Raw genomic sequence first — 22,437 nt, forward strand, 5'->3', positions numbered from 1 at the left:
AAGGGTATGATGACACTATCACTTAAAGGAGAAACGAATAATGAAAGCAATTGGCTATACCCACTCACTTGATATTAGCGAGCCCAATGCGTTGATAGACCTAGAAGTAGATAAACCTAGTGCTTCGGGGCGAGATCTACTTGTCAAAATAAGTGCAATTGCGGTTAACCCTGTCGATTATAAAATTCGTCATCGCGTGAACCCTGATGGTGGCGCCCCTAAAATACTCGGCTGGGATGCTGTAGGCGAAGTGGTTGATATTGGTGCGGATGTTACCGAATTTGCGGTAGGTGATAGGGTGTATTACGCTGGCGATCTTACCCGACAAGGCTCTAACGCAGAGTTTCAATTAGTTGACGAGCGTATTGTGGGCAAAGCGCCTAAATCTTTGTCTGACAGCGATGCTGCAGCACTTCCACTAACCACTATTACCGCCTATGAGTTACTGTTCGATCATCTTGAGCTTGAGCAACAAAGCGAGAAAAGCGAGGAGGTGGTACTTGTCGTGGGCGCAGCGGGAGGCGTTGGCTCCATCATGCTTCAATTGCTCAAAGCACTCACGGGGGCAACTGTTATTGCCACCGCCTCTCGAGAAAGCTCAAAAAACTGGGTGCAGGAATTGGGCGCAGACTATGTGGTTGACCATAGCAAACCTATGGCTGAGCAAATCAAGGCCTTGAATATTGGTGAAGTGACCCACGTTGCAAGTTTGAATAACACGCACCAGTATATCGATACCTATGTGGAAGTCATGAAGCCGAAAGGTAAATTGGCGTTAATAGATGACCCTGAAAGCTTGGATGTGGCAAAGCTCAAACAAAAAAGCCTGTCGCTTCATTGGGAGTTTATGTTCACCCGTTCCATGTTTGAAACCGACGATATGGTAGAGCAAAGTCGCTTGCTTAATCATGTTGCGTCGCTAATTGATGAAGGAAAAGTGAAAACGACAGTGGGCAAAAACTTAGGTAAAATTACCGCAGAAAATTTGATTGAAGCGCACAAAATTTTAGAAGAGGGGCGGGCTATTGGTAAGCTCGTCTTGGAGGGCTTCTAATTAGAAAGAAGTTAGCCGCAGGCAATGTTTACATTGCCTGTGGCTATCAATATTGAATAGGGGCGAATAAAGCCTAGGGTAACGCCAAGACCTATCCTTGTATATTCACTAAAGTACAACCTGAAATCTGCCCCTTCGAAATGGCGTTGATTTTTTCACTAACTGCATTTAGTAAGGTCACCGAGGCAATCGAGCTTCCATTCACTCGCAATCTTGTCCCACAATATCAATCTAGACGGCATAGGGCATCGCACCGCATCGATGCCAAGTAGCTACACGCCCTTCAAGATAAAATGATGAGCATAGGGAAAAATTTCCCCATACTCCTTTTAACACGCCCTAGTATTATTAGGGTTAACTACTTATCCATATACAGTTTAGGCAAGTAAAGAACCGATAGACAGCGTACTTTCCTCGCCGCTAGTGACAGTCGTTACCGTGGCGTTCATATTGTTTAAGTCGACGGTTAATGAAGCTATATCGCCGTCTTTATTCCAGGTAAGTAGCAATGTGTTACCACTGTAGCTTACGTCGAAAGCGCCATTGAATGCTTGGCTTTCGTTTCGTAGTTTAATTAGCTGCATTAAGCCTTTCACAACTGGCTTTTCAAGCGCGTCGTTAACCATTTCAGATGTCAAGTACGGGCGGTTAATGTCGCGGCCTACGTTGGTTTTAGCCAGCAAATCCATGTCGTTAGGCGCAGCAAGTAAGCCGCCATAATAAACTTGTGGAATACCTGGACTAAAAAACTGAATGGCACGGGCAACTAAATAGGCAAAGTCGTCTTGGCCAAGGGCGTCATAATAGGTACAGTTTACTTGGTAAAGGTCAACGTTATTTGCAGCGGCACCCGTGGCTTTCTTAGATTCACCGTTAGAGTTAACGTGAATTTGCTCAACAAGCGCGTTAATTGCGTCGGCACTAATTAAACCCGGCTTGTCGCCGCTTGCGCCCACGTCAACAATACCGATGCCGTCGTGCGTATCAAGTACAGTAAAACAGTTGCGTGGTGAAATTGAAAGCCAATGCGCCAGCGCGCTCGCATCTTTAGTAAACAATGTATGCAGTACCAATGGTGGTAAAGCAAAATCATAAACACTGTCACAACGTGAAGCGATATCAATTTGGGTTTGATAATGGCTGTGAATTTCAACAAGGCACTGCATGCCCATAGTACGAGCACGAGTTGATAATGCTTCTATGAACTCAAAGGTTTCTTCAAGCATAAAGCAGTTAGTGCCTGCACGCTTGATAGCGTAGCCTGCTGCGTCTAAGCGAATTAAGTCAACGTTACTCTCGGTAAACGATTGAAGGATCGACGACAAATAATCTTTACCCAGTTGTGACTCAACATCGATATCAATTTGATTAGAGGTAAAAGTAGTCCAAAATGGAACAGTCTCAGGCGAGGCTGTGTCTGTACCCACTTCATAATCGCTAAAAAACGGTGTCGGGCGAGGGCGGAACACTTTAGCGATTTGCTCATCAATTAACGCGTGGTCGTTGCCTTTAAAAATATCTTCTTTGGTAAGAAATAGAGGCCAATACTCGGAATCACGACCTTTTTTCAGCACATCTTTAAACGCTTCACTTTGACCAGACATGTGGTTAACAATTAGATCGGCCATGATATCAACAGATTCGCCAAGCTTTTTGATGTTGTTCCAGTCGCCTAAACGCTCATCTACAGAGGTGTGATCAATCGGATCGAAACCTGCATCTTCCCCATCATATGGGTAGTAGAAAGGCAGAATGTGAACACCTTGGAATAGACCGTTTAAAGGGCCTTGAAGTAGGCTTGTAAGGCTCTCGATGTTGCCGTCGCCTAGACGGTCTGCATAGGTGATTAGTTGTACGCCATTGCGTATAGACATTGTAACTCTCCAAAATTCAGTAGGCGCGTACTCGCGTTTCAAAAATACCGCAAGTTCGCATTACCCTAAATTAAGCGCTACCTGTCTTGTTGATTCGTTTCAGAATATGTAACGGGTGTTGCTTAATTGTTGCGCTTTTACTCGTCACTCATCGTTGGTAGATGAGGCACGTAAAAATGATATCTTAATCGATTAAGATAGGTTAGCAGTGGCGCGATAATTTGTAAATGAGAAGTTTAAATAGGAGGAGTGTTAACGGCATGTTTGATAAAAGTTGGTTTAAGGTTATAGCTAATGAATTAGTTAGATGAATCAATGAAGTAAGTAGTCGTTATTGCCCAGCGTATACATTACCTATCACTACTATTTGAGGCATTTTTAGCGTCTAATTCTCGTTTGGCTTCCTTCCATTCGGCCAACTTTTCATAATAGACGTCCCAGACACAAAGATAGCACGAGCCTGCGCCGCAGCAGTCGTCTTTTAACGGCTTCTCAGGTTTTTCTGGCATCGACGTCATAAAAACTATCCTCGAATTACACACACCCTTACTGTTTTTGTAAAAAGCGCGTTAACTACGCCAAAGGCACATTATTTTGACGTATCTTACTATTAATAAAAAATCTTTGCAGCTTTGAGAGGTTGAGACTTACAGCAGTAAAAAGCCCCGGTACTGAGTTTGTCCAATTACCGGGGCGGTCTGTATTTTACTGCACGTAAGATTCGGAACGTGTTTCAAAGTAACGCGCTATTCTGCAGGGGTCGTTTCCTGTGCTTTATTACCGTCTAGCTGCTCAGGTGGAACGGCAACAGCCTTAGGCTTTACAGCGCTGCCTTTAACAAGTAAGTCGCTGTTGTTGGTTACCAAGTCTTCTAATGTCCCACTTTCTGCATCAACTAAACCCACTTCACGTAACATAGAGTCTACCAGAGGTGCGTTTGCGCGGTAATTAAGAGCAGCTTGAGTTACTTGCTCCGCTAAACCTCCGCCAGCGGTTGCGACCGTGTGCTCGCCTCTAGCGCCAGTACCTTGACCGTAACCCTGAAGAATTTTAATGCCTTCAATGTTTTCGAGTGGTTTAACTGCGTTGGCGACAAGTTCAGGTAAAATCTTAAGCATTGCGAGTGCTTTTTGTAACTCAATTTGTTCCGTTTTAAGTGTGTTTTCTGCTTCATATAGCGCCTGTTTACCTTGCGCTTCAACAGCAAGTACCTTCTCGTCAGCATCAGCTTGCAGCATCTTAGCGTCTGCGGTGGCCTTCGCTTCTGTTAGAATGGCAGCAGCAGAGTTCTCAGCAGCTTCTCTTTTTGCTTGTGCTTCAACGGTAATACCTACTGCCTCACGCTCAGCTTCTTTGCGTGCATCAATAACTTCAATTTGTTTTCTACGCTCTGCTTCTGCTACCGAGCGTGCTGTTTTCACAGCTTCTTCTTTCTCTACTTTTTGCTTCTCAGCTTCTGCAGCTTTTGCTCGTGCAGCAGACTCTTCTTCTGATTTAACCGCAACAGCAATTTGTTTTATCTGTTCAGATACCTCAACTTCTTGTTGCTGACGAATACGTGCTTGCTCTAGGGCCTGACGCTTAGCAATTTCTTGTGTTTCAATCTCACGCGACTTCTCGATTTCGGCAGCTTCAATAGCGCGGTCTTTTGCAATCTCTGCCTCGCGCTCTTCACGCTCTTTCATTTCACGTTGCTTGGCAATTTCGGCCTTTTGTTCTTGGCGTTTGAAAGCCAGTATTTGTTCTTGGGCAAGGCGGGCTTCTTCTTCGTCACGCTTTACTTCAAGCGATAGCTTTTCAGCCGCGAGATTACGTTGCTCGATAAGAATGCGGTTTTCTTGCTGAATATCGTTAGTTTCTTTGCGCTTTTCTTCGATAATTTTGGTCAAGCGTGCGCGGCCTTCGGCATCGAATGCGTTGTTTTCATTGAAGAACTGCAGGTCGGTTTGGTCAAAACCGGTTAAGCTGACCGACTCCAGTTCAAGACCGTTCTTTTCAAGGTCATTTGCAACACTTTGCTGAACTTTTTGCACGAAGTCAGCGCGCTGTTCGTGCATCTCTGTCATGCTCATTTCAGCCGCTACTGCACGGAGTACGTCCACAAACTTTGACTCCATCAGCTTTTTAACTTCTTCGGCACGAGTCGTGCGCGTGCCTAGGGTTTGCGCTGCCATTGATATGCCATTGGCATTAGGTGCTACACGCAAATAGAAGTCGGCCTTAACGTCAACGCGCATGCGATCTTTTGTGATCAGCGCGTCTTTTTGTATTTTCTCAACTTCTATGCGAAGGGTGTTCATGTTCACTGGAATAATTTCGTGAACCACGGGAAGCACAATGGCACCGCCGTCTTTAATCACTTTCTCGCCGCCTAGCCCCGTTCTAACAAACGCTGTTTCTTTTGTTGCACGGGTATAGAGCTTGGCGAAAATAAGGCCAGTAACAATGAGGCCTATGACAATAGCACCGGCAATAAAGAGTATTGACGGCAAGCTAGATGGTTGAATTGTATCCATACTTTTATCTCTTTTTAGGTTATTGGTAGCGGGTTGCTAACCAGCTGTGTTCATTTTTCTGAACTAAAATTACGCGCTCTCCTTGTGAAAAAAGCTCTTCCTCTTCAAAAGGCTCGACTAACACAAAATGAGGTTGTAAATAATTATCGGTGAACTTTGCTTCAGCCGGATTACCGCGACTCGCTTTTCCGATTGTGATCTCTGCGACAGAGCCTATAAAGTCGTCGTTGCTAAGTGCACTAGATTCCACAGTAGGGAGTAAGCTTGAAATAACGCTAACCGTTTTAGTAGTAATTAATAGGCCAATCACTAAAGCGAGCAGAACAGAGATAAGTGAGGGTAACGTTAGGCTAAGTACACTGGCGCTCAAGCCGTTAATGATGAGCCCTGAAAGACCGAAAAAGGTCATTAATACAATTAGGTAGACGAGAAAAGGGACTTTGTTGATATTGAGCCAGTTAGCAAAGGATGTGCTGAGAAAGCCTTCACCGTCTAATTCACCAAAGTGGTCGCCCAATCCCAAAAGGCTTATGCCAAAAATCGTACTCACAAGCTCTAAAATGAAAACTAAGAAAACGGCGATTAGGGCAATGCTAAACCAAAAGTTTGCAGGGGAAAGAAGTACATCTGTCATTTACACCATCCTTGATGACAAGCTTGTTTTGATCATTTATACCATAGAACAAAAATTAAGCCAGTGAATAACTTGTGTACTTTAGAATAGTTTGAAAAAGGGATTTTGATTCAATATGTAAGAGCCCAAGTCGATTGCAACAGTCGTTATTCTTCACAATCAAAAAAGCGAGATTACCGCATGTTCTTACTTAAAGTTGTGATTTTGCAACATGACTTCGGTAGGCGTGACCTTCAAAACACTACCTTGGTCGTACCAATCGCCAAGTACAATGCGTGTAGCGGATTTTCCGTTTGCCTTGAGACTATGAATATTGGGTCTGTGCGTATGACCGTGGATCATGCGCTGCACGCCCCATTTTTCCATCACTTTTACCACTTCTTCGGGGGTAACATCCATAATTTCCGGTTTGAGGTTTTGTTGTTTCGCTTTACTTTCCGCGCGCCCGTTATCAGCAACACGCTGTCGGTACCATAATGGTAGGGCAAGCATTAGGCGCGGCCACCACCAACCACGGGATTTTTTACGAAATTTTTGATAGGCAATATCGCGCGTACATAGCTCATCGCCATGAGTCAATAGGGTAGGTGTGCCATACAAATCTATGACTTCTTGCTCGTTTAACAATGTCATGCCGGCTTTCGCTAGCCACTTCTCTCGTATAGCGAAATCACGATTGCCATGGATGAAGTAAATAGGGCAGTGCTGACTTACTTCCTTGAAGGCTGTCGCTATAGCAGTATTAAACGGGGTAACATTGTCGTCGCCAATCCACACTTCAAAGAGGTCGCCAAGAACATAAAGTGCGTCGGCATTAATGGCATCCTCTTTTAAAAAGCGCATTAAACACTCTGTTATATCTGGACGGTCTGCACTTAGATGTAAATCGGCAATGAAGTAGGTGAACGACATAAATCTTCTTAAGTGTGGTCTAAAAAGCCGCGTCAACAATCACGCGGCTTTAATTTAACTAAAGGCTTGTATTGAACACCGTGTCAGCCAAGCCAATATTGAGTCAGGAGTTTTGCGAGTTATCTAAGCAGTTGTTTACGCTACAACGGCTTTTTCAATGATCACTGGCTCAACAGGCACGTCCTGGTGGTAGCCACTGTTACCGGTTTTAACGGCCTTAATTTTCTCAACAACATCCATGCCCTCAACAACTTTACCAAAAGCGCAGTAGCCCCAACCATTTACAGATTTGCCTGAGTGGTTGAGGAAGTCGTTGTTGTTTACGTTGATAAAAAACTGTGCGGTCGCAGAATGTGGGTCTTGAGTACGCGCCATTGCGATGGTGCCTACTTCATTTGCAACACCATTATCAGCTTCGTTTTCGATAGGATCTTTCGTGTCTTTCTGCTCCATGTCAGGCGTGAAACCACCGCCTTGAATCATGAAGTTGTTAATTACACGGTGGAAAATAGTGTTGTCAAAAAAGCCGTCTTCTACATAAGAAAGGAAGTTAGCTACTGTTTTAGGTGCCTTATCTTCAAAAAGCTCCAGAGTGATGTCACCAAAATTTGTTTTTAACGTAACCATTGTGGTTTGTCCTGTGTGTTAGCGTATATGTAAAGTGGGCGCTAGTTTAGCGCAAAACGAGTAGATTGCGCAAAACGACGTTTACTGCTCAGCGCAGAAATATCTGTTTAAAAGGCTTGTACCATTTAAATCGTGACAATGCTAAACTTTGCGGCCGAAAAATTATGACAAACAGGAAATATAGACATGCTACATCTTTACAATACCCGAACCCGTGAAAAAGCGAAGTTTGTTCCGCTTCAAGAAGGGAAAGTGGGTTTGTATGTGTGTGGTATTACCGTTTACGACCTAAGTCATATGGGCCACGCCCGTACCTACCTAAGTTTTGATGTTTTAGTACGCTACATGCGCCACCTCGGTTTAGATGTGAAGTATGTACGAAACATCACCGATATCGACGATAAAATTATTGCTCGCGCCAATGAGAATGGCGAAAGCTTCGAAGCACTAACCGCACGTACTATCGCCATGATGCACGAAGACTTTGCGGCGATTAACTTGCTAGAGCCAGACGTTGAGCCGACAGTCAGTGGGCACATGGATGAGATCATTGAGATCATTCAGCGCCTGATGGATAAAGGTTATGCTTATCAAGCAAAAAGCGGTGATGTGCTCTTTGATGTGAGTAAGTTTGATGATTACGGCAAGCTGAGCAAACAAGACTTAGAGCAGCTCAAAGCCGGTGCCCGTGTTGAAGTGGCAGCAGGTAAAGACGACCCGCTAGATTTCGTGCTTTGGAAAACCACGAAGCCGGGTGAGCCAGCATGGCAATCACCATGGGGCGAAGGCCGTCCGGGCTGGCACATTGAGTGTTCTGCAATGAACCACAAGCATCTTGGTGCACATTTCGATATACATGGCGGTGGCTCAGATTTAACCTTCCCGCACCACGAAAACGAAGTGGCGCAGTCGTGCTGCGCGTATGACACACCGTACGTAAACGTGTGGATGCATGCGGGGATGGTACAGGTTAATGACGAAAAAATGTCTAAGTCACTGGGTAACTTCTTTACCTTGCGCGATGTGTTAAAAGAGCACGATGCAGAAACGCTGCGTTTCTTCTTGATGTCGGCGCATTATCGTAGCCAGTTGAGCTATTCACAAGACAACATCACCCAAGCAAAAGCAGCGCTAGAACGTTTATATACTGCGCTGCGCGGTGTAAAAGTAGATGAAGGTACCGATCTTAGCTACGGCGGTTACTTAGCGCGCTTTGAAGCGGCAATGAACGACGACCTAAATGTACCTGAAGCCTTTTCGGTGTTGTTCGATGTTGCACGTGAGCTTAACCGTCAAAAGAGTAATGCTGATGAAGCGGGTAAACTGGCCGCCGTTTTAAAAGGTCTAGGCGCAATTTTGGGTATGCTTCAAAGTGATCCTGACACCTATCTTAAAGGCGGTGAGGGTAACGATGATGAAGCCGCAGAAATTGAAGCGTTAATTAAACAGCGCAACGACGCCCGTGCAGCTAAGGATTGGGCGGCAGCTGATGCTGCTCGCGATGCATTAAACGCGAAAGGCGTAGTATTAGAAGACGGCCCAAGCGGCACTACGTGGCGAAAAGCGTAGCAATAGCTGTTGTATTTTGAGTCGAGAAAGCCCACTTATTGTGGGCTTTCTTATTTCGTACGACCCGTCCTAAATAGCGTTGACACTTTTTAAGCATTCATTCACCTCGCTCAGCAATTTTATACGCAACGAAGCGTTTTGGTTAAAACGCTTTTTAGAGTTACAAAAAAGCCCGGTATCAACGCCGGGCTTTGTAATAGATTTTGTCTTAAGCTTAAAAATGTGGTCGCTTACGTTTAGATTATTCTCTGTTAAAGAAGCGAAAACGATTTATCATTTATTGAGCGGAGCATCAGAGTTAAAGCGGAACTTTCCTTTCAATAAAGGACCTGTTAGCTCACAACTTTGTTCAAAGTCTACTGCCAAGTTTTGAATATTGCCACTCCCATCATAAGACATTTCAAGAATTTCAAACTTGCCAATACTCTGATTGCATCCTCTTCCCGAGCCAGTGAAGCTTAATCCAGGTAACGTTGGAGACTGGAAGGGATATCTTCTCGCTTCCTCATACACGCCAACATCAATAGACTCGTTAGCAGGTGCTGCTAGGTCTAAATTCCACCAATCGGTTCCGTCATAACTTACACCTATAAAATTAGGTGTCCCTACATCGTAAGATATCCAGAACACGCCATCTGTCTCTGTATACACGCGGCTCTCGCCACCTCCAATATAATCGCCAGTAGGACTATCAAAACTCAAAAATGTACTCATTGGAGCCATATAGGTTAGCGATAGAGTTTCTGTCACACTGTAACCCGAAGGCGCTGTTATAACTACTTCAACGGTAATGTCTTCAGTCGTCCCTTCTGGCACAGTGAACGTCGTTACAGCCTCTGTAGGAGAGTTAAACTCTACGCCAATTTCACTTTTTTCTTTCCATTGAAAAGACAGAACCCCACCAGTGTTATTTACAGTATCAATTGCACTAAGCTGAGGAGTATCGTTGTAACGAAATAGGTTCGACTGCTTACTGACAACAGGAATTATCTTGTTGCTTGTTTTGATGGTTGAAAATCGCGCGAATGCGGTTTGGCCATTTGTAGAAATTGCTTCGATATCACTTAATGTATATGTAGCATTTGCTTTGAGGGCTCTTATAGGGGTAACAATTACCATAGAGCCATTGATTTCGATATCGGCAGGTACTCTATCGTAAGGGAAATCAAAATTCTCAAAACTCGCCTCCCCGTATGAACCAGAAGCAGAATCTACTGGTCTAGAAAAGACCATTACAATGCTATCACTTAAACCAAAGTTGTTCAGCGAAGCTTCCTTAATGAAAGCGGCAAACGAGAAATTGTCGGAACGAAAAGGCGTAATAAAATCTGGGGCTTGTGTTCCAACACCCATAAGTGCCCCTTCAACAGCCTCTTCCCAACGCACTAAGAAAGACTCTTCTCCGTAAGCAACATTGTAATACATGGAGTTTTCAACAAAGTTAGCGGAAACTTTCACTACATCAGCTGAAGAGGTGAATATGGAAACTTCCCCCTCATTTGGGTATTCGTTGAAAAAGCCTGAAAACGATTCTATTTGCGCGACCTGATAAGCCTCACCGATAGTCTCGTCATCAATAGTGCCATTCACATTGACTCGATACTTCGCAGTTAGATAATCATTTTGTTTCATAACCTCGAAATCATTAAAGGTTAATACTTTTTCGCCATTAAAGCTTAGTGCAACATCACCGAGAGTAATTATTGACAATTCACTGTTTGTTGGCGCTTCTGCATATTCAATGCGAACTTGACCATCCAAATTAATGGATCCGTCAATTTCTAAATCACTTAAATCAAGAGTTGCATCGAAACCTTCATTCTCAACATATGAGTTGATCGTGTAAACGACGCTTCCGTCAACAAAGTCAGCTAAGCTTCCTATATAACACTCGCGATAAGTAATGGTTAATGTGTCACCACTTGATAGCTTACTGTCGCTGTCGGTATCAAAATGTGTTTTTTCAAAAAGTCCGCCATTGCTACAACTGACTTCGCCCGCTGTATCAAGCGTTTTGGGAAATGCTAAGTCATTTTGCGCCATAAAACCAAGCTGCAGAAAACTATCCAATGATGAAAGGCTGCTTAATGAGGCTTCAGTTTGATAGTCGGCCAAAATGATTTTGGGTGGGGGAGGTGTCGCTCCGCTACCACTTCCATTGCCGGGGCTGTCATTTCCGCTGCCTCCGCCGCCACAAGCGGAAACGAAAAGGACTGAAGATAATGAAATGAGAGATACTTTCGATATGATATTAAAGTTCGTCAATGCAAGACTTCCTTATCTTTTAAATTAAAGTTTGAGATTCCAGTGGCGGGAGTATAAAGCGCGTTTTAGTTAAAGTTAACCATTTTTAGCTTTGGTCTACTTAGTATGCATATAGGTGCATCAAGCGTTTTAGCTAATATCAGGCTTGCCAGTGGGAATAGCCGATTCTTTTTCTGTTAAATGCGATTTCCAGCGCTGCTGTGCAACGTGTGCTTTTACCAGTTCTAAGCATTCATTGACAACGTTAAGCACTTCTTTATCAAGCGCATCGGCAGTAGGGGTATAGTCGTGCATACCCACTGAAATGAAGTGATCGATACGCTCTGCATCTAAGTCGCTTAACAGGTTTACCAGCGAAGTAGTGACAATGTCGGTCACCGATTCTTCTAAGGTGTTTTCGATCGTTTTACCGATGACCGGTAGGTAGTGCAGGGAAGAGACTTGCGCATTACTTCTTACGGCTTTTCCTACGCTTTTCCTTACGTGTTCGCGAATTACTTCGCCGTGTTCTTCATTCTGAATAGATTGGCCTAAATGGTTGATCACCCCTGCCATCCACTGAGTAATTACCGGGCGACGGGGAGCAAGCACCTGTGCGTTGATATCGTCTAATAATGGCGAACCTGCCGAAATATCTTTCTGTGCATCGCTTAGTACTTTAACCACAATCCTATCACTGAGTTCTTCAACAAACACGTCGTAGTAAAAGGCGAAAAAGCGGAATACCGCAGTTTGGTTTAAATCGATAATTTCGAACTTGTGCAAGCGATGTAATAGGGAGAATATTCGCAAAAAGCGAAACAGACGAGTCGGCCCAGTTGGGATCAAACCAATAATGTCGTACCAGTGTAAAAACGGGAAAAAATACCAGCGTAAGTGTTCTTTGCGGATAACAGCAACTACCCAGCGAAAGCAGAATTCGGTGAAAAATATAGCGATAAAGACTAAGTCGACCAACAAAAAGTTATTGTGAATAGGGTCGTACGCGCTAAGGAATGTGGGAAAGTAGGTACCTAGTAGGCCATACACAAAGTCTGTGGCGTACAGTGCATCAAAAATCAGCCATGCTAGGTTCACAAACAATATCCCTAGCATGACTAAATCTAGAATTAACCAAGGCGTTTCGTGACTATTTCGCAAATTTTCTCGGTTAATTCTTAGCATTTCCATATCCTTTTTGTGACGTAACGCGTAAATGCTGAAAAGCAGACCCGTCATCTCCCGCGCACTTTATATCACTAACTTGACGCGTTTAGCCGTGTTACATCCACATAAAGTTTAAGTTTTTGACCGGGTTGAAGGTATCGCTTGGTATTTAGCGAGTTCCACTTACCGATATCGCTGACCTTTACATTAAACTTGCTTGCAATAAGCGACAGTGAGTCACCATTTCTTACCGTGTAAGTCAGCTTTTTGGTAACACCGCTAGTTACGCCGCTTTCTTGCCAAACGACGAGTGTTTTACCCGGGTGTAGCATATCGCCCGGTGCCATACCGTTCCATTTCGCAAGCTGCTTAGTGCTTATTTTGTATTTACGGGCAATATCCCAAAGCGTATCACCTGATTTAACAATATGGCTTATTTTCTGTTGCGATGTGTTGCTGTTTTGCAAACATCACCTGATTTAACAATATGGCTTATTTTCTGTTGCGATGTGTTGCTGTTTTGCAAACTTGCTAAACGTTGTTCCTGCGACAAAGTATAGCTGTCGAGCTCTTGAAGCGCGACGGGAACCATAATGGCCTGACCTACACGTATCATAGAACTGTCCAGTTCGTTAATTCTTTTTAGCACTTTCACTGTCGTATGATATTGCTTAGCAATTTTGCTTAAGCTGTCGCCAGGTTTTACTGAATGACGTACCCAGTTCAGACGTTCTTTTTGATCTATGTTCGCGAGTGCTTGAGAAAACGCCGCTGCCTTTTTGATTGGAAGAACTAACCTATGAGGGCCATCAGGCGATGTTGCCCAACGGTTGAACCCCGGGTTTAATCCATGAAGTTCCTTTAACGACATACCCGCCAGTTCCGCGGCAAAAGCCAAATCGACCTGTGAGCCAATATCAACCACCTCGATAACCGCCACATTCTCAATTTCTGGCCATGAATACGCGTACTCATCTTTATTTTTAAGAATATCTGCTAATGCCAAAAGTTTAGGCACGTAAGCGCGTGTCTCTCTCGGTAAGTCTAAATTCCAGAAATCAGTGGGTTTACCTGCACGTTTATTTGCGTTGATTGCTCTTTGAACTCGACCCTCGCCACTGTTATACGCAGCCAGCGCGTGTAGCCAGTCTCCCTCGAACATTTCATTTAAATAGGTGAGGTAATCAAGCGCACCTTGCGTTGAGGCAACCACATCACGGCGACCGTCATACCACCAGTTTTGCGGCATACCAAACCGTTTGCCCGTACCAGGTATAAACTGCCACATTCCCGCAGCGCGACCGTGAGAATACGCAAAGGGGTCGAATGCACTTTCTACGATAGGTAAAAGCACGAGCTCCATTGGCATGTCGCGCTTTTCAATTTCTTCAACGATGTAATAAAGAAAGGGCTTTGCGCGTTTAACAACACGCGCCATATACTCAGGATGCTTCAAGTACCATTTTCGTTGGGAATTGACTCGGCTATCATCTGGTATGGGAAGCGCGAAGCTTGCGCTGGCTCGTGCCCACACATCAGTCACTACCGCCTGCGTATTTACGTCAGGTGAATCGGTAATTTCTGCTCCTTCTTCGAGCACTTCGTCGTTGGGATGAACGACATCGATTACGCCTTCTCTTGCAAGCTCGCAATCAGAAATAGCTTCTTCGGTTTCGTGAATTTCACTACAGGCTTCTAATGACACATTCTCGTTAGTGTTAATTTGCGCACTGTCGTCATTATTATCGGTTAACTGACAACCCGTTAACCCTATCGCCAATATCAGCGGCGATAGTGGGAAAAACTTCAACTGCATATATGAAGAAACCTCTTGGAGCACTGCAAACCGACAATGTTACGATAATCGGTTTAATAATGCATCAAAACTCATCTTTCCAGCGGCGAACTGCAGCAAAAACTGCTACATCGTCAACCAGGTTATTTTCGCAATAGGCTTCGGCAGCGGTTTTCACAGAAAGTTCATGTGCCCTTAGAAACGGATTGATATTTTTTTGTTCTTTGAGAGTGCTCGGTAGCGTAGGCATGTTTTTTTCACGCATTGACGTTACCCAGTCTGAATATTCGTTCAGCGCCTTATTGTTGGGTTCAACCGATAAGGCAAACTTCACATTTGCTTGGGTGTACTCATGGGTACAGTACACTTTTGTGGTATCGGGTAAACGCTTGAGTTTATTGAGTGAGTGATGCATTTGTTCTGGAGAGCCTTCAAATAGTCTTCCACAACCAGCAGAAAACAAGGTATCGCCGCAAAACAAAGTGCCATGCCCAAAGAAAGCAATATGGTCTAGCGTGTGTCCGGGCACTTCCATGACCTGCAAGGACAAATTCAAAACGGGAAGCGATACCGTATCACCTTGCGACACCGATTTGGTAATGCCGCGAATGTGGTTCCCACGAGGCCCAATAACGGGAAGATCGGGGACTGCGGACACCAGTTTTGCAATGCCACCTGTGTGATCTCGGTGATGATGCGTGATAAGCACTGCACTTAGTGTTAAGCCTTTTGCTTTAAGAAAAGCTAGCACAGGCTCGGCATCTCCCGGGTCGACAACAATCGCATTATCATCATCGTAAAGACACCAAATATAATTATCAGTGAATGCGGGGATAGGGTGAATGCTCACGTTTGAAGGAAGTGTTTCTGCCGTCATATTTGTCCCTGCTTGTGTAGGTAGAATAATGCGTTACTATAGGGGCTTGTGGACAGCAGAGCAACCAAAGAGCGCGCAGTGATAATGAAATCGGCGTTTAGAGCCAAACCACCTCGCTACCCCACAAACTGGGGAGACTTTCCTGCGGGTGAGCACATTCGCACTGCGGTTAACACAGTGTGTAGTGATTACGCAGAACGCATTTTCGGGTATCACTTCGCCAAATTAGGCACACTCAGCGCAGAAATTAATCTGGATAGTAGCCCTATACGGCATCATATCAATCATGTTCCGTTTGATAGCCAATTAAGCGGGCAGTGTGAGCAGGAAAGTCAGAACAAAGCGCTAGGGCAGAATGACGCGTCGAGCCACGCATTTAAAGATGACCAATATGGTAACGTTAAAAAGAACAGAGGTAACACTGTTGTTGGGTTGTCGCATCGGTTGCCTTTTTCGGAAAACAGCATTGATGGTTTTTTGCTCGCAAATGAACTTGACTTTGCGCAGGACCCTCACGAAATTTTAAGAGAAGTAGATCGCGTCATAACACAAAACGGCTACGTTATTATTAGTGGGTTCAACCCTTTAAGCTTGGCGGGCATTGCCAAGTACTTGCCGGTAAAACGCGGCAATATTCTTCATGATGCACGCTTTTTTACATCATACCGCATTAAAGACTGGCTTCAGCTACTCGGCTTTGAAATAGTGGAACAGCGGCAAGTGCTGTTTTCTACGCTTTTCTTTCAGCAACGATGGAAGGGGGCAGTGAAGCTTCAAAACTATCTCGCGTCTTACTTGCCTTGGTGTAGTGCTGTTTATGTCATTTTAGCGAAGAAGCGGGTGATTCCCATGACTGCTATCAAGCCCAAGCGCAACGTCAAACCTAGTTTCTCAGCGGTTGGTGCTAGTGTAAGAGCCACCACGTTTAATCGCTCTCGCCGTTAGTTTCGCTCGCTTTGTTGTCGCTACGTGCAAAGTGACTAGCCGAGCTCCCATGCCCACGGTAACGCTACTACTAAGGTAACAAAAAAGCCACGAAGGTTTTAATTCAACGTGGCTTTTGGTGTAGAGACCGTCTTTGATTCGGTTTCTTGACGCAACTGCGTTACTTCAATAGGCTTACTTAACGCGCATACCAGGCTTTGCGCCTTCGTGAGGTTCAAGGATATAAAGCTCGTCGCCGCCAGGGCCTGCGGCCAATACCATGCCTTCACTCATACCGAAGCGCATTTTACGCGGGGCTAAGTTAGCCACCATTACAGTGTGCTTGCCGATAAGGGCTTCTGGCGAGTAGGCTGATTTAATGCCTGCAAATACCTGTCTGGTTTCGCCGCCTAAGTCGAGCTCTAAACGTAAAAGTTTGTCGGCTTTCTCCACGTGCTCTGCTTTCGCAATGCGGGCAATACGTAAATCTACCTTCGCAAACTCATCAAACGAGATGGTATCGCTGATAGGATCTTTCGCAAGCGGGCTGTCTGGGTCGACAGCCGGTGCGGCTGGCGCTAGGCTTTCTTTTGAATCTTCAACCATGGCGTCAATCTTCTCCATTTCTACACGCTGCATCATTGGCTTGAACTTGTTGATGGCATGGCCTTTCAATAGGGTTTGCAGTGAATTCCAGTCGAACGTGTCGTTTAAGAACTCTTCAGCTTTTTCCGCAAGCACAGGCAGTACGGGCTTTAAGTAAATCACTAAAAGACGGAACATATTGATACCTAGCGAGCATACGTCGTGCGTGAACTGCTGCTTAGTTTCGTCTTTAATGGTTACCCAAGGCGCGTTGTTGTCAATAAACTGGTTCGCTTTGTCAGCAAGGGCCATGATTTCGCGCACAGCTTGGTGGTATTTGCGTTTCTCGAAAAGTGCAGCGATGCTTTCAGACGCGTTTTGGAACTCAGCAATCAACTCTGGCTCAATGACGTTGTCAGACAATTTGCCGTCGAAACGCTTAGTGATAAAGCTTGCGCAGCGGCTTGCGATGTTAACCACTTTACCCACAAGGTCTGAATTCACTTTTTGAGCAAAGTCAGTAAAGTTAAGGTCGATGTCGGTAACGCCGTCACCTAGCTTAGACGCAAAATAGTAACGTAGATATTCCGGGTTCAAGTGATCAAGGTAAGTACGGCCTTTTATGAAAGTACCGCGCGACTTTGACATTTTCGCACCGTTTACCGTTACAAAACCGTGGATGTTTACGCCAGTAGGCTTACGGTAGCCTGCGCCTTCAAGCATGGCGGGCCAGAATAGGCAATGGAAGTAGGTTATGTCTTTACCAATGAAGTGGTAAAGCTCGGCCTCTGAATCTGCCTTCCAGAAATCATCAAACTCTAGGCTGTTCTGATCGCAGAAGTTTTTGAAACTCGCCATATAGCCAACGGGTGCATCTACCCACACATAAAAGAACTTGTTTGGGGCACCTGGAATTTCAAACCCGAAATAAGGCGCGTCGCGACTGATGTCCCACTGCTGAAGGCCTTCAGTGAACCACTCTTGTAGCTTGTTGGCCATCTCTTCTTGAAGGGCACCGGAGCGGATCCACTCTTTCAGCATGCCTTCAAATTTAGGCAGGTCAAAAAAGAAGTGCTCAGATTCACGTAACACCGGTGTGGCACCCGATACAACGCTGCGCGGGTTTTTCACTTCAGTAGGGCTATACGTTGCGCCGCACACGTCACAGCTATCGCCGTTTTGGTCTTCTGCGCCACAGCTTGGGCACGTACCCTTAACGAAACGGTCCGGCAAGAACATTTCTTTTTCAGGGTCGAACAGTTGGTTAATAGTACGCTTACTGATGTAACCTGCGTTATCTAAACGGGTGTAAATTTCTTCACACAATGCCTTGTTTTCTGGCGAATGGGTTACATAGTAATTGTCGTAATTAACGTGGAAATCAACAAGGTCTTGATGATGCTCTGCACGGGTTCTAGCCACCATTTCTTCTGGTGTTATGCCAAGCTCTTGGGCTTTAAGCATAACCGGCGTACCGTGTGCATCGTCTGCGCAAACACTGTAACATTCGTTTCCGCGAAGGCGTTGAAAACGAGTCCAGATGTCGGTTTGAATGTGTTCTAGCAAATGACCTAAATGAATAGAGCCATTTGCGTATGGCAACGCACTGGTTACCAGAATTCGGCGTTTTTCTGACATAATGACGTTATTGATTCTTTGCGTTTCAAAATGGGTGCAAATACTAGCGGAAAACCGCGTTTTTTGCATTACGTAATTCACACAATTCTACTACTAGTAAGGCATTTTATGTTCTTTTCTCGCAAAGCGGAGCCACCAACGCAAAAAGTTGCTGTAATTTTGGCCAAGTATTTTTCATTAGATGTTGAAGATACCTTGCCATGGTGTGCGTTCAGCCAGACAGAAAATGAAGATGCGGGAGTTACGGTTACTTTACCATTTTGTATCGCCACACAGTTAAACGTGCTTAAAGAAGAAGTAATTAAACAACTAAAAGGCAAGCTTGATGATGCCACGCTTACCTTTAAACAACATATTGCCAGCGGTGAAACAGCGGTTGCACCGGTAACCAACATTAAAAATATCATAGCGGTCGCCTCTGGCAAAGGCGGTGTCGGAAAGTCTACAACCAGTATCAACCTTGCTTTTGCGCTTATGCAGGAAGGCGCTAAAGTAGGAATTTTAGATGCCGATATCTACGGTCCATCAATTCCTATTATGCTTGGTAACCCCGATGCGCACCCTGAAAGCGAAGACAACAAGCATATGCAGCCACTTAAAGCTCATGGCTTGGTGGCAAATTCCATCGGGTATTTGGTTCCACAAGAAGATGCAGCCGTTTGGCGCGGGCCAATGGCAAGCCGAGCACTAAAGCAGTTATTAGATGAAACCTTGTGGCCCGTGCTCGATTACCTAATTGTAGATATGCCGCCGGGTACTGGCGACATTCAGTTGACGATGGCGCAGCAAGTGCCGCTTACCGCATCTGTCGTAGTAACTACGCCACAAGATTTAGCGCTAGCGGATGCGCAAAAGGGCATCAGCATGTTTGAAAAAGTTAACGTGCCGGTGCTGGGGCTTATTGAAAATATGAGCTATTACCAGTGCAGAGCCTGTGGTACCAAAGACTACGTGTTTTCAAAAGACGGGGGGGAAGCACTTGCCGAACGTCATGGGTTACCGCTTTTGGGGCAGCTTCCCCTTGATATCCACATTCGGGAGCATGGCGATGCGGGCACACCCTTGTTAATAACTTCGCCTGAAAATGACTTGAGTGAAAGTTATCGAGAGGCAGCGCGGGCTCTATCTATGCAATTAGCCCTTACCGTTGCGCCGCGCAAAGGAGCGGTTACACACATCAAAGGCGACCCGATTGGAATAGTGGGTAAAGCTTAGTTCGACATGAATGGTCAGCATGTCAGGCTGCTTCCTTTTAAAATTAAGTAAAAATTGCGCAAAAGCTGATAAAACAAGCGTTTGAGCAGTTGAATGCAGGCCATGACATACGCATAATAGCGGCCTAACGAAATGAGGAATACACCATGCGCTTGTGCGACCGCGATATCTACCAACATCTGCAAGATGGAAAAATTAAAATCGACCCTACACCTAACTACGATCAGATTAGTGGTGTAACGGTAGATATCCGCCTAGGTAACAAGTTTCGTGTATTTGAAGATCACCAAGCGCCGTTCATAGATTTAAGTGGCCCGAAAACGCAAGTGCAAGAAGCGCTCGATCACGTGATGAGCGATGAAATTGTGCTAGAAGAGGGCAAGGCTTTTTTTCTTCACCCTGGCGAGCTGGCGCTTGCTATCACGCATGAATCCGTAACCTTGCCTGACAACATTGTGGGTTGGCTTGATGGGCGTTCATCGCTTGCGCGTTTAGGCTTGATGGTGCACGTAACCGCGCACCGAATTGACCCAGGTTGGTCCGGCAATATTGTACTTGAATTTTACAACAGCGGTAAACTTCCTTTGGCGCTTCGCCCCAAAATGAAGATTGGAGCGCTCAGCTTTGAGGTGCTTTCCGCACCGGCAGAAAAGCCTTATAACGCAAGAGTCGATGCGAAATATAAAGGTCAAGCGGGTGCAGTAGCCAGCAGAATTTCGTCAGATGAAGAAAGCAAGTAAGAAAAATAGCTAAAAAACAAGGTTTTTTGAAAAGCCTCGTGCGTTTCCCGCCAATTACTGATAGAAAATATAAGAGCAATAACTAGGGTTTAAGCCCTTGCACTTATAATAAAGCTATCAGTAAAGGGAAGCGCAATGCACACTGACCCTCAACCGTCTCCAGAAATCCCACGGCGAAAGCCGACACGAAAAAACAGTATTATTCTGTTTGCGTTCATAGTCTCTGTTCTAAGTGGCATTGGGCTATGGGTTATCGACCAACCCAGCGACATCATTTTTACTGCTGCTATTACGTTATTTGTTGCGGTGCTTTGGGTAACAGAAGCACTTCCCATTCCGGCGACTTCACTTTTACCTTTTGCACTATTTCCACTATTTGGGGTGTTGTCGCACAGCGAGGCCGCATCAGCGCTTGGAAGTCACGTTATCATTCTATTAATGGCTGCGTTTATGCTGTCTAAAGCATTAGAGCGCGCTAATTTGCACAAGCGTTTTGCCATTTATATGCTTCGAGTAACAGGCAGTGGTAGCCCGCTTAAGCTGGTACTTGGTTTCATGCTGACTACCGCTGTGCTGAGCATGTGGATAAGTAACACAGCCACGGTTTTGATGATGTTGCCTATGGCGATTGCCATTATCAACGCGGTAGACAACCCGCGTTTTGGCGTAGCACTTATTCTCGGCATAGCCTATTCAGCAAGCTTGGGCGGAGTGGGTACGCCAATTGGCACACCACCGAATATAATCTTCATGAGCGTATATGAAGAAACTCAAGGCATTGAATACAGTTTTATCGATTGGATGAAAACGGGCGTTCCTATTGTGATTATAGGCGTACCGATTATGGCGTTATGGCTAGCGCGCGGTATTAAAGAAGTGGGGAACATCGATTTACCCATGCCAAGTACGTGGACAAAAGCTGAAAAACGCGTGCTTGCCATATTTGGCACGGTGGCATTCGCCTGGATTTTCCGGCCTTTTTGGACAGCATGGATAGGCGTAAGCACTATAAGCGACAGTACAATTGCCGTCGCCGGTGTTGCCGCCATGTTCTTCACCAACAGCGGTAATGACAACGGGCAGGTGGACGCCAAAGGCAATAACGACAAGCTGCTAGATTGGAAAACGGCCAACGATATTCCATGGGGGATGTTACTTTTATTTGCAGGCGGCATTTGTATTGCTAAAGCGTTTATGTCTTCAGGCCTAAGCGTATTAATGGGAACATGGCTTACAGGACTGTCTACCTTGCCGGTTCTTCTTTTGGTACTTTGTATTTGTCTGTTTGTAACCTTCCTAACGGAAATAACGTCTAATACAGCGACGTCGACATTGCTAATGCCCATTCTCGCCGCCGCAGGTATGGCGGTGGGAGTAGACCCAAAACTACTTATGATACCAGCTGCGATAAGCGCAAGTTGCGCCTTTATGTTGCCGGTGGCAACCGCACCTAACGCAATTGCATATTCAACAGACAAATTTGATATTAAGACCATGGCGAGAGAAGGTGTAGTGCTAAACGTGCTGGTTGCATTCGTAGTAACGGCGGTATGTTACGTCACGCTCGCCTGATAAATCTAACGGTTGATGATGGGATTTAACGTATAAATTAGCAAAGGTGGTTAGCAATTGAGCGCTTGAACAGGCTTATTGCTAATTCTCGTTGCATTGTGAATAAATTTGAGTAGACTTACTCGCTCTTTCGGTCGGTGTGTAGCGCAGCCTGGTAGCGCACTGTCATGGGGTGTCAGGGGTCGGAGGTTCAAATCCTCTCACACCGACCAACTTCTCTCTCACCCTTGAGTGGCTTGACATGCAGCCATTCAGTATCTAAAAATATCGGCTCTACCCCATAAACGGGGGATCAGCATTCACCTTACACGATTGATAACCCCATCCCATCCACAATGGGGGCTCTACCCCATAAACGGGGGATCAGCATTCATCTCACTCTGTTGATAGGCTCTACCCCATAAACGGGGGATCAGCATTCATCTCACTCTGTTGATAACACCATCCCATCCACAATGGGTCATCACTCTTATTCGATAATTTTCAAAGTTTCT

General features: G+C 45.2%; 16 protein-coding genes, 1 tRNA gene and 1 pseudogene. 7 read left to right on the forward strand and 11 right to left on the reverse strand.

Annotated elements, in window-relative coordinates; translation table 11 throughout:
* The first annotated feature begins 40 nt into the window (after positions 1–40).
* Entirely contained in the window at positions 41–1,054 is a 1,014-nt protein-coding gene (locus tag GVO63_RS05020) for a zinc-binding alcohol dehydrogenase family protein (protein ID WP_159578357.1), read from the forward strand.
* A 377-nt stretch (positions 1,055–1,431) separates the two neighbouring features.
* Here GVO63_RS05020 and gtfA read toward each other — a convergent pair whose 3' ends face one another.
* The 6 genes from gtfA to GVO63_RS05050 form a co-directional block, all read right to left on the reverse strand.
* On the reverse strand, positions 1,432–2,928 hold the full coding sequence (gtfA, locus tag GVO63_RS05025) for a sucrose phosphorylase (protein WP_159578358.1): 1,497 nt from the start codon (positions 2,926–2,928) through the stop codon (positions 1,432–1,434).
* A 350-nt stretch (positions 2,929–3,278) separates the two neighbouring features.
* The gene (locus tag GVO63_RS05030) at positions 3,279–3,446 is read right to left on the reverse strand and encodes an oxidoreductase-like domain-containing protein (RefSeq protein ID WP_159489215.1); all 168 of its coding nucleotides are present in this window, start codon (positions 3,444–3,446) and stop codon (positions 3,279–3,281) included.
* Between the two features lie 228 nt (positions 3,447–3,674).
* A complete protein-coding gene (locus GVO63_RS05035) occupies positions 3,675–5,444 on the reverse strand; it encodes a flotillin family protein (RefSeq protein ID WP_159489217.1) in 1,770 nt (589 codons plus the stop codon).
* 19 nt (positions 5,445–5,463) lie between these two features.
* Positions 5,464–6,078 carry an OB-fold-containig protein gene (locus GVO63_RS05040; RefSeq protein ID WP_159578359.1) on the reverse strand — a complete coding sequence of 205 codons (615 nt, stop codon included), beginning with the start codon at positions 6,076–6,078 and terminating at the stop codon, positions 5,464–5,466.
* A 186-nt stretch (positions 6,079–6,264) separates the two neighbouring features.
* Complete coding sequence (gene lpxH, locus GVO63_RS05045; RefSeq protein WP_159578360.1) at positions 6,265–6,990, reverse strand: UDP-2,3-diacylglucosamine diphosphatase; 726 nt, start codon at positions 6,988–6,990, stop codon at positions 6,265–6,267.
* Positions 6,991–7,125: 135 nt separating this feature from the next.
* A complete protein-coding gene (locus GVO63_RS05050; protein WP_159489223.1) occupies positions 7,126–7,617 on the reverse strand; it encodes a peptidylprolyl isomerase in 492 nt (163 codons plus the stop codon).
* Positions 7,618–7,803: 186 nt separating this feature from the next.
* Here GVO63_RS05050 and cysS point away from each other — a divergent pair, with 186 nt between their 5' ends.
* Positions 7,804–9,186, forward strand: a complete 1,383-nt coding sequence (gene cysS, locus GVO63_RS05055) for a cysteine--tRNA ligase (protein WP_159578361.1) — start codon at positions 7,804–7,806, stop codon at positions 9,184–9,186.
* Between the two features lie 273 nt (positions 9,187–9,459).
* On the opposite strand, the gene GVO63_RS05060 is transcribed toward cysS, so the two are convergent.
* The 4 genes and pseudogenes from GVO63_RS05060 to gloB all read right to left on the reverse strand — a co-directional run bounded on the left by GVO63_RS05060 (position 9,460) and on the right by gloB (position 15,269).
* A complete protein-coding gene (locus GVO63_RS05060; protein WP_159578362.1) occupies positions 9,460–11,451 on the reverse strand; it encodes an Ig-like domain-containing protein in 1,992 nt (663 codons plus the stop codon).
* A 129-nt stretch (positions 11,452–11,580) separates the two neighbouring features.
* Positions 11,581–12,615, reverse strand: coding sequence for an ion transporter (locus GVO63_RS05065; protein ID WP_159578363.1), 1,035 nt, complete (start codon positions 12,613–12,615; stop codon positions 11,581–11,583).
* Between the two features lie 74 nt (positions 12,616–12,689).
* Positions 12,690–14,413, reverse strand: a pseudogene (locus GVO63_RS05070) (LysM peptidoglycan-binding domain-containing protein).
* A gap of 64 nt (positions 14,414–14,477) precedes the next feature.
* Positions 14,478–15,269 carry a hydroxyacylglutathione hydrolase gene (gene gloB, locus GVO63_RS05075; protein ID WP_159578364.1) on the reverse strand — a complete coding sequence of 264 codons (792 nt, stop codon included), beginning with the start codon at positions 15,267–15,269 and terminating at the stop codon, positions 14,478–14,480.
* An 84-nt stretch (positions 15,270–15,353) separates the two neighbouring features.
* On the opposite strand from gloB, the gene GVO63_RS05080 reads away from it, so the two are divergent.
* Complete coding sequence (locus tag GVO63_RS05080) at positions 15,354–16,214, forward strand: methyltransferase domain-containing protein (protein ID WP_159578365.1); 861 nt, start codon at positions 15,354–15,356, stop codon at positions 16,212–16,214.
* A 174-nt stretch (positions 16,215–16,388) separates the two neighbouring features.
* Here GVO63_RS05080 and metG read toward each other — a convergent pair whose 3' ends face one another.
* Positions 16,389–18,416 carry a methionine--tRNA ligase gene (gene metG, locus GVO63_RS05085; RefSeq protein WP_159489235.1) on the reverse strand — a complete coding sequence of 676 codons (2,028 nt, stop codon included), beginning with the start codon at positions 18,414–18,416 and terminating at the stop codon, positions 16,389–16,391.
* Positions 18,417–18,524: 108 nt separating this feature from the next.
* Between metG and apbC the strand changes: the two genes are divergently transcribed.
* From apbC to GVO63_RS05105, 4 genes are all read left to right on the forward strand, one after another.
* Positions 18,525–19,631 (forward strand): iron-sulfur cluster carrier protein ApbC, encoded by a 1,107-nt coding sequence (gene apbC / locus GVO63_RS05090; RefSeq protein ID WP_159578366.1) that lies wholly within the window; start codon positions 18,525–18,527, stop codon positions 19,629–19,631.
* Positions 19,632–19,777: 146 nt separating this feature from the next.
* Positions 19,778–20,371, forward strand: coding sequence for a dCTP deaminase (dcd, locus tag GVO63_RS05095; protein WP_159489239.1), 594 nt, complete (start codon positions 19,778–19,780; stop codon positions 20,369–20,371).
* 135 nt (positions 20,372–20,506) lie between these two features.
* Positions 20,507–21,943 (forward strand): DASS family sodium-coupled anion symporter, encoded by a 1,437-nt coding sequence (locus GVO63_RS05100; protein WP_159578367.1) that lies wholly within the window; start codon positions 20,507–20,509, stop codon positions 21,941–21,943.
* A gap of 135 nt (positions 21,944–22,078) precedes the next feature.
* Positions 22,079–22,155: transfer RNA gene (locus GVO63_RS05105), tRNA-Pro, on the forward strand.
* The last annotated feature ends 282 nt before the right edge of the window (positions 22,156–22,437 follow it).

It is taken from the genome of Alteromonas sp. KUL106, from assembly GCF_009811415.1.
Classification (GTDB): domain Bacteria; phylum Pseudomonadota; class Gammaproteobacteria; order Enterobacterales; family Alteromonadaceae; genus Alteromonas.

What these genes read in the sequence shown, in the direction of transcription:
- GVO63_RS05050 (WP_159489223.1), bottom strand. Translation starts at nt 7,617, where the DNA reads ATGGTTACGTTAAAAACAAATTTTGGTGACATCACTCTGGAGCTTTTT.
- GVO63_RS05020 (WP_159578357.1), top strand. Translation starts at nt 41, where the DNA reads ATGAAAGCAATTGGCTATACCCACTCACTTGATATTAGCGAGCCCAAT.
- apbC (WP_159578366.1), top strand. Translation starts at nt 18,525, where the DNA reads ATGTTCTTTTCTCGCAAAGCGGAGCCACCAACGCAAAAAGTTGCTGTA.
- lpxH (WP_159578360.1), bottom strand. Translation starts at nt 6,990, where the DNA reads ATGTCGTTCACCTACTTCATTGCCGATTTACATCTAAGTGCAGACCGT.
- GVO63_RS05030 (WP_159489215.1), bottom strand. Translation starts at nt 3,446, where the DNA reads ATGACGTCGATGCCAGAAAAACCTGAGAAGCCGTTAAAAGACGACTGC.
- GVO63_RS05065 (WP_159578363.1), bottom strand. Translation starts at nt 12,615, where the DNA reads ATGCTAAGAATTAACCGAGAAAATTTGCGAAATAGTCACGAAACGCCT.
- gloB (WP_159578364.1), bottom strand. Translation starts at nt 15,269, where the DNA reads ATGACGGCAGAAACACTTCCTTCAAACGTGAGCATTCACCCTATCCCC.
- cysS (WP_159578361.1), top strand. Translation starts at nt 7,804, where the DNA reads ATGCTACATCTTTACAATACCCGAACCCGTGAAAAAGCGAAGTTTGTT.
- GVO63_RS05080 (WP_159578365.1), top strand. Translation starts at nt 15,354, where the DNA reads ATGAAATCGGCGTTTAGAGCCAAACCACCTCGCTACCCCACAAACTGG.
- GVO63_RS05040 (WP_159578359.1), bottom strand. Translation starts at nt 6,078, where the DNA reads ATGACAGATGTACTTCTTTCCCCTGCAAACTTTTGGTTTAGCATTGCC.
- dcd (WP_159489239.1), top strand. Translation starts at nt 19,778, where the DNA reads ATGCGCTTGTGCGACCGCGATATCTACCAACATCTGCAAGATGGAAAA.
- GVO63_RS05035 (WP_159489217.1), bottom strand. Translation starts at nt 5,444, where the DNA reads ATGGATACAATTCAACCATCTAGCTTGCCGTCAATACTCTTTATTGCC.
- metG (WP_159489235.1), bottom strand. Translation starts at nt 18,416, where the DNA reads ATGTCAGAAAAACGCCGAATTCTGGTAACCAGTGCGTTGCCATACGCA.
- GVO63_RS05100 (WP_159578367.1), top strand. Translation starts at nt 20,507, where the DNA reads ATGCACACTGACCCTCAACCGTCTCCAGAAATCCCACGGCGAAAGCCG.
- gtfA (WP_159578358.1), bottom strand. Translation starts at nt 2,928, where the DNA reads ATGTCTATACGCAATGGCGTACAACTAATCACCTATGCAGACCGTCTA.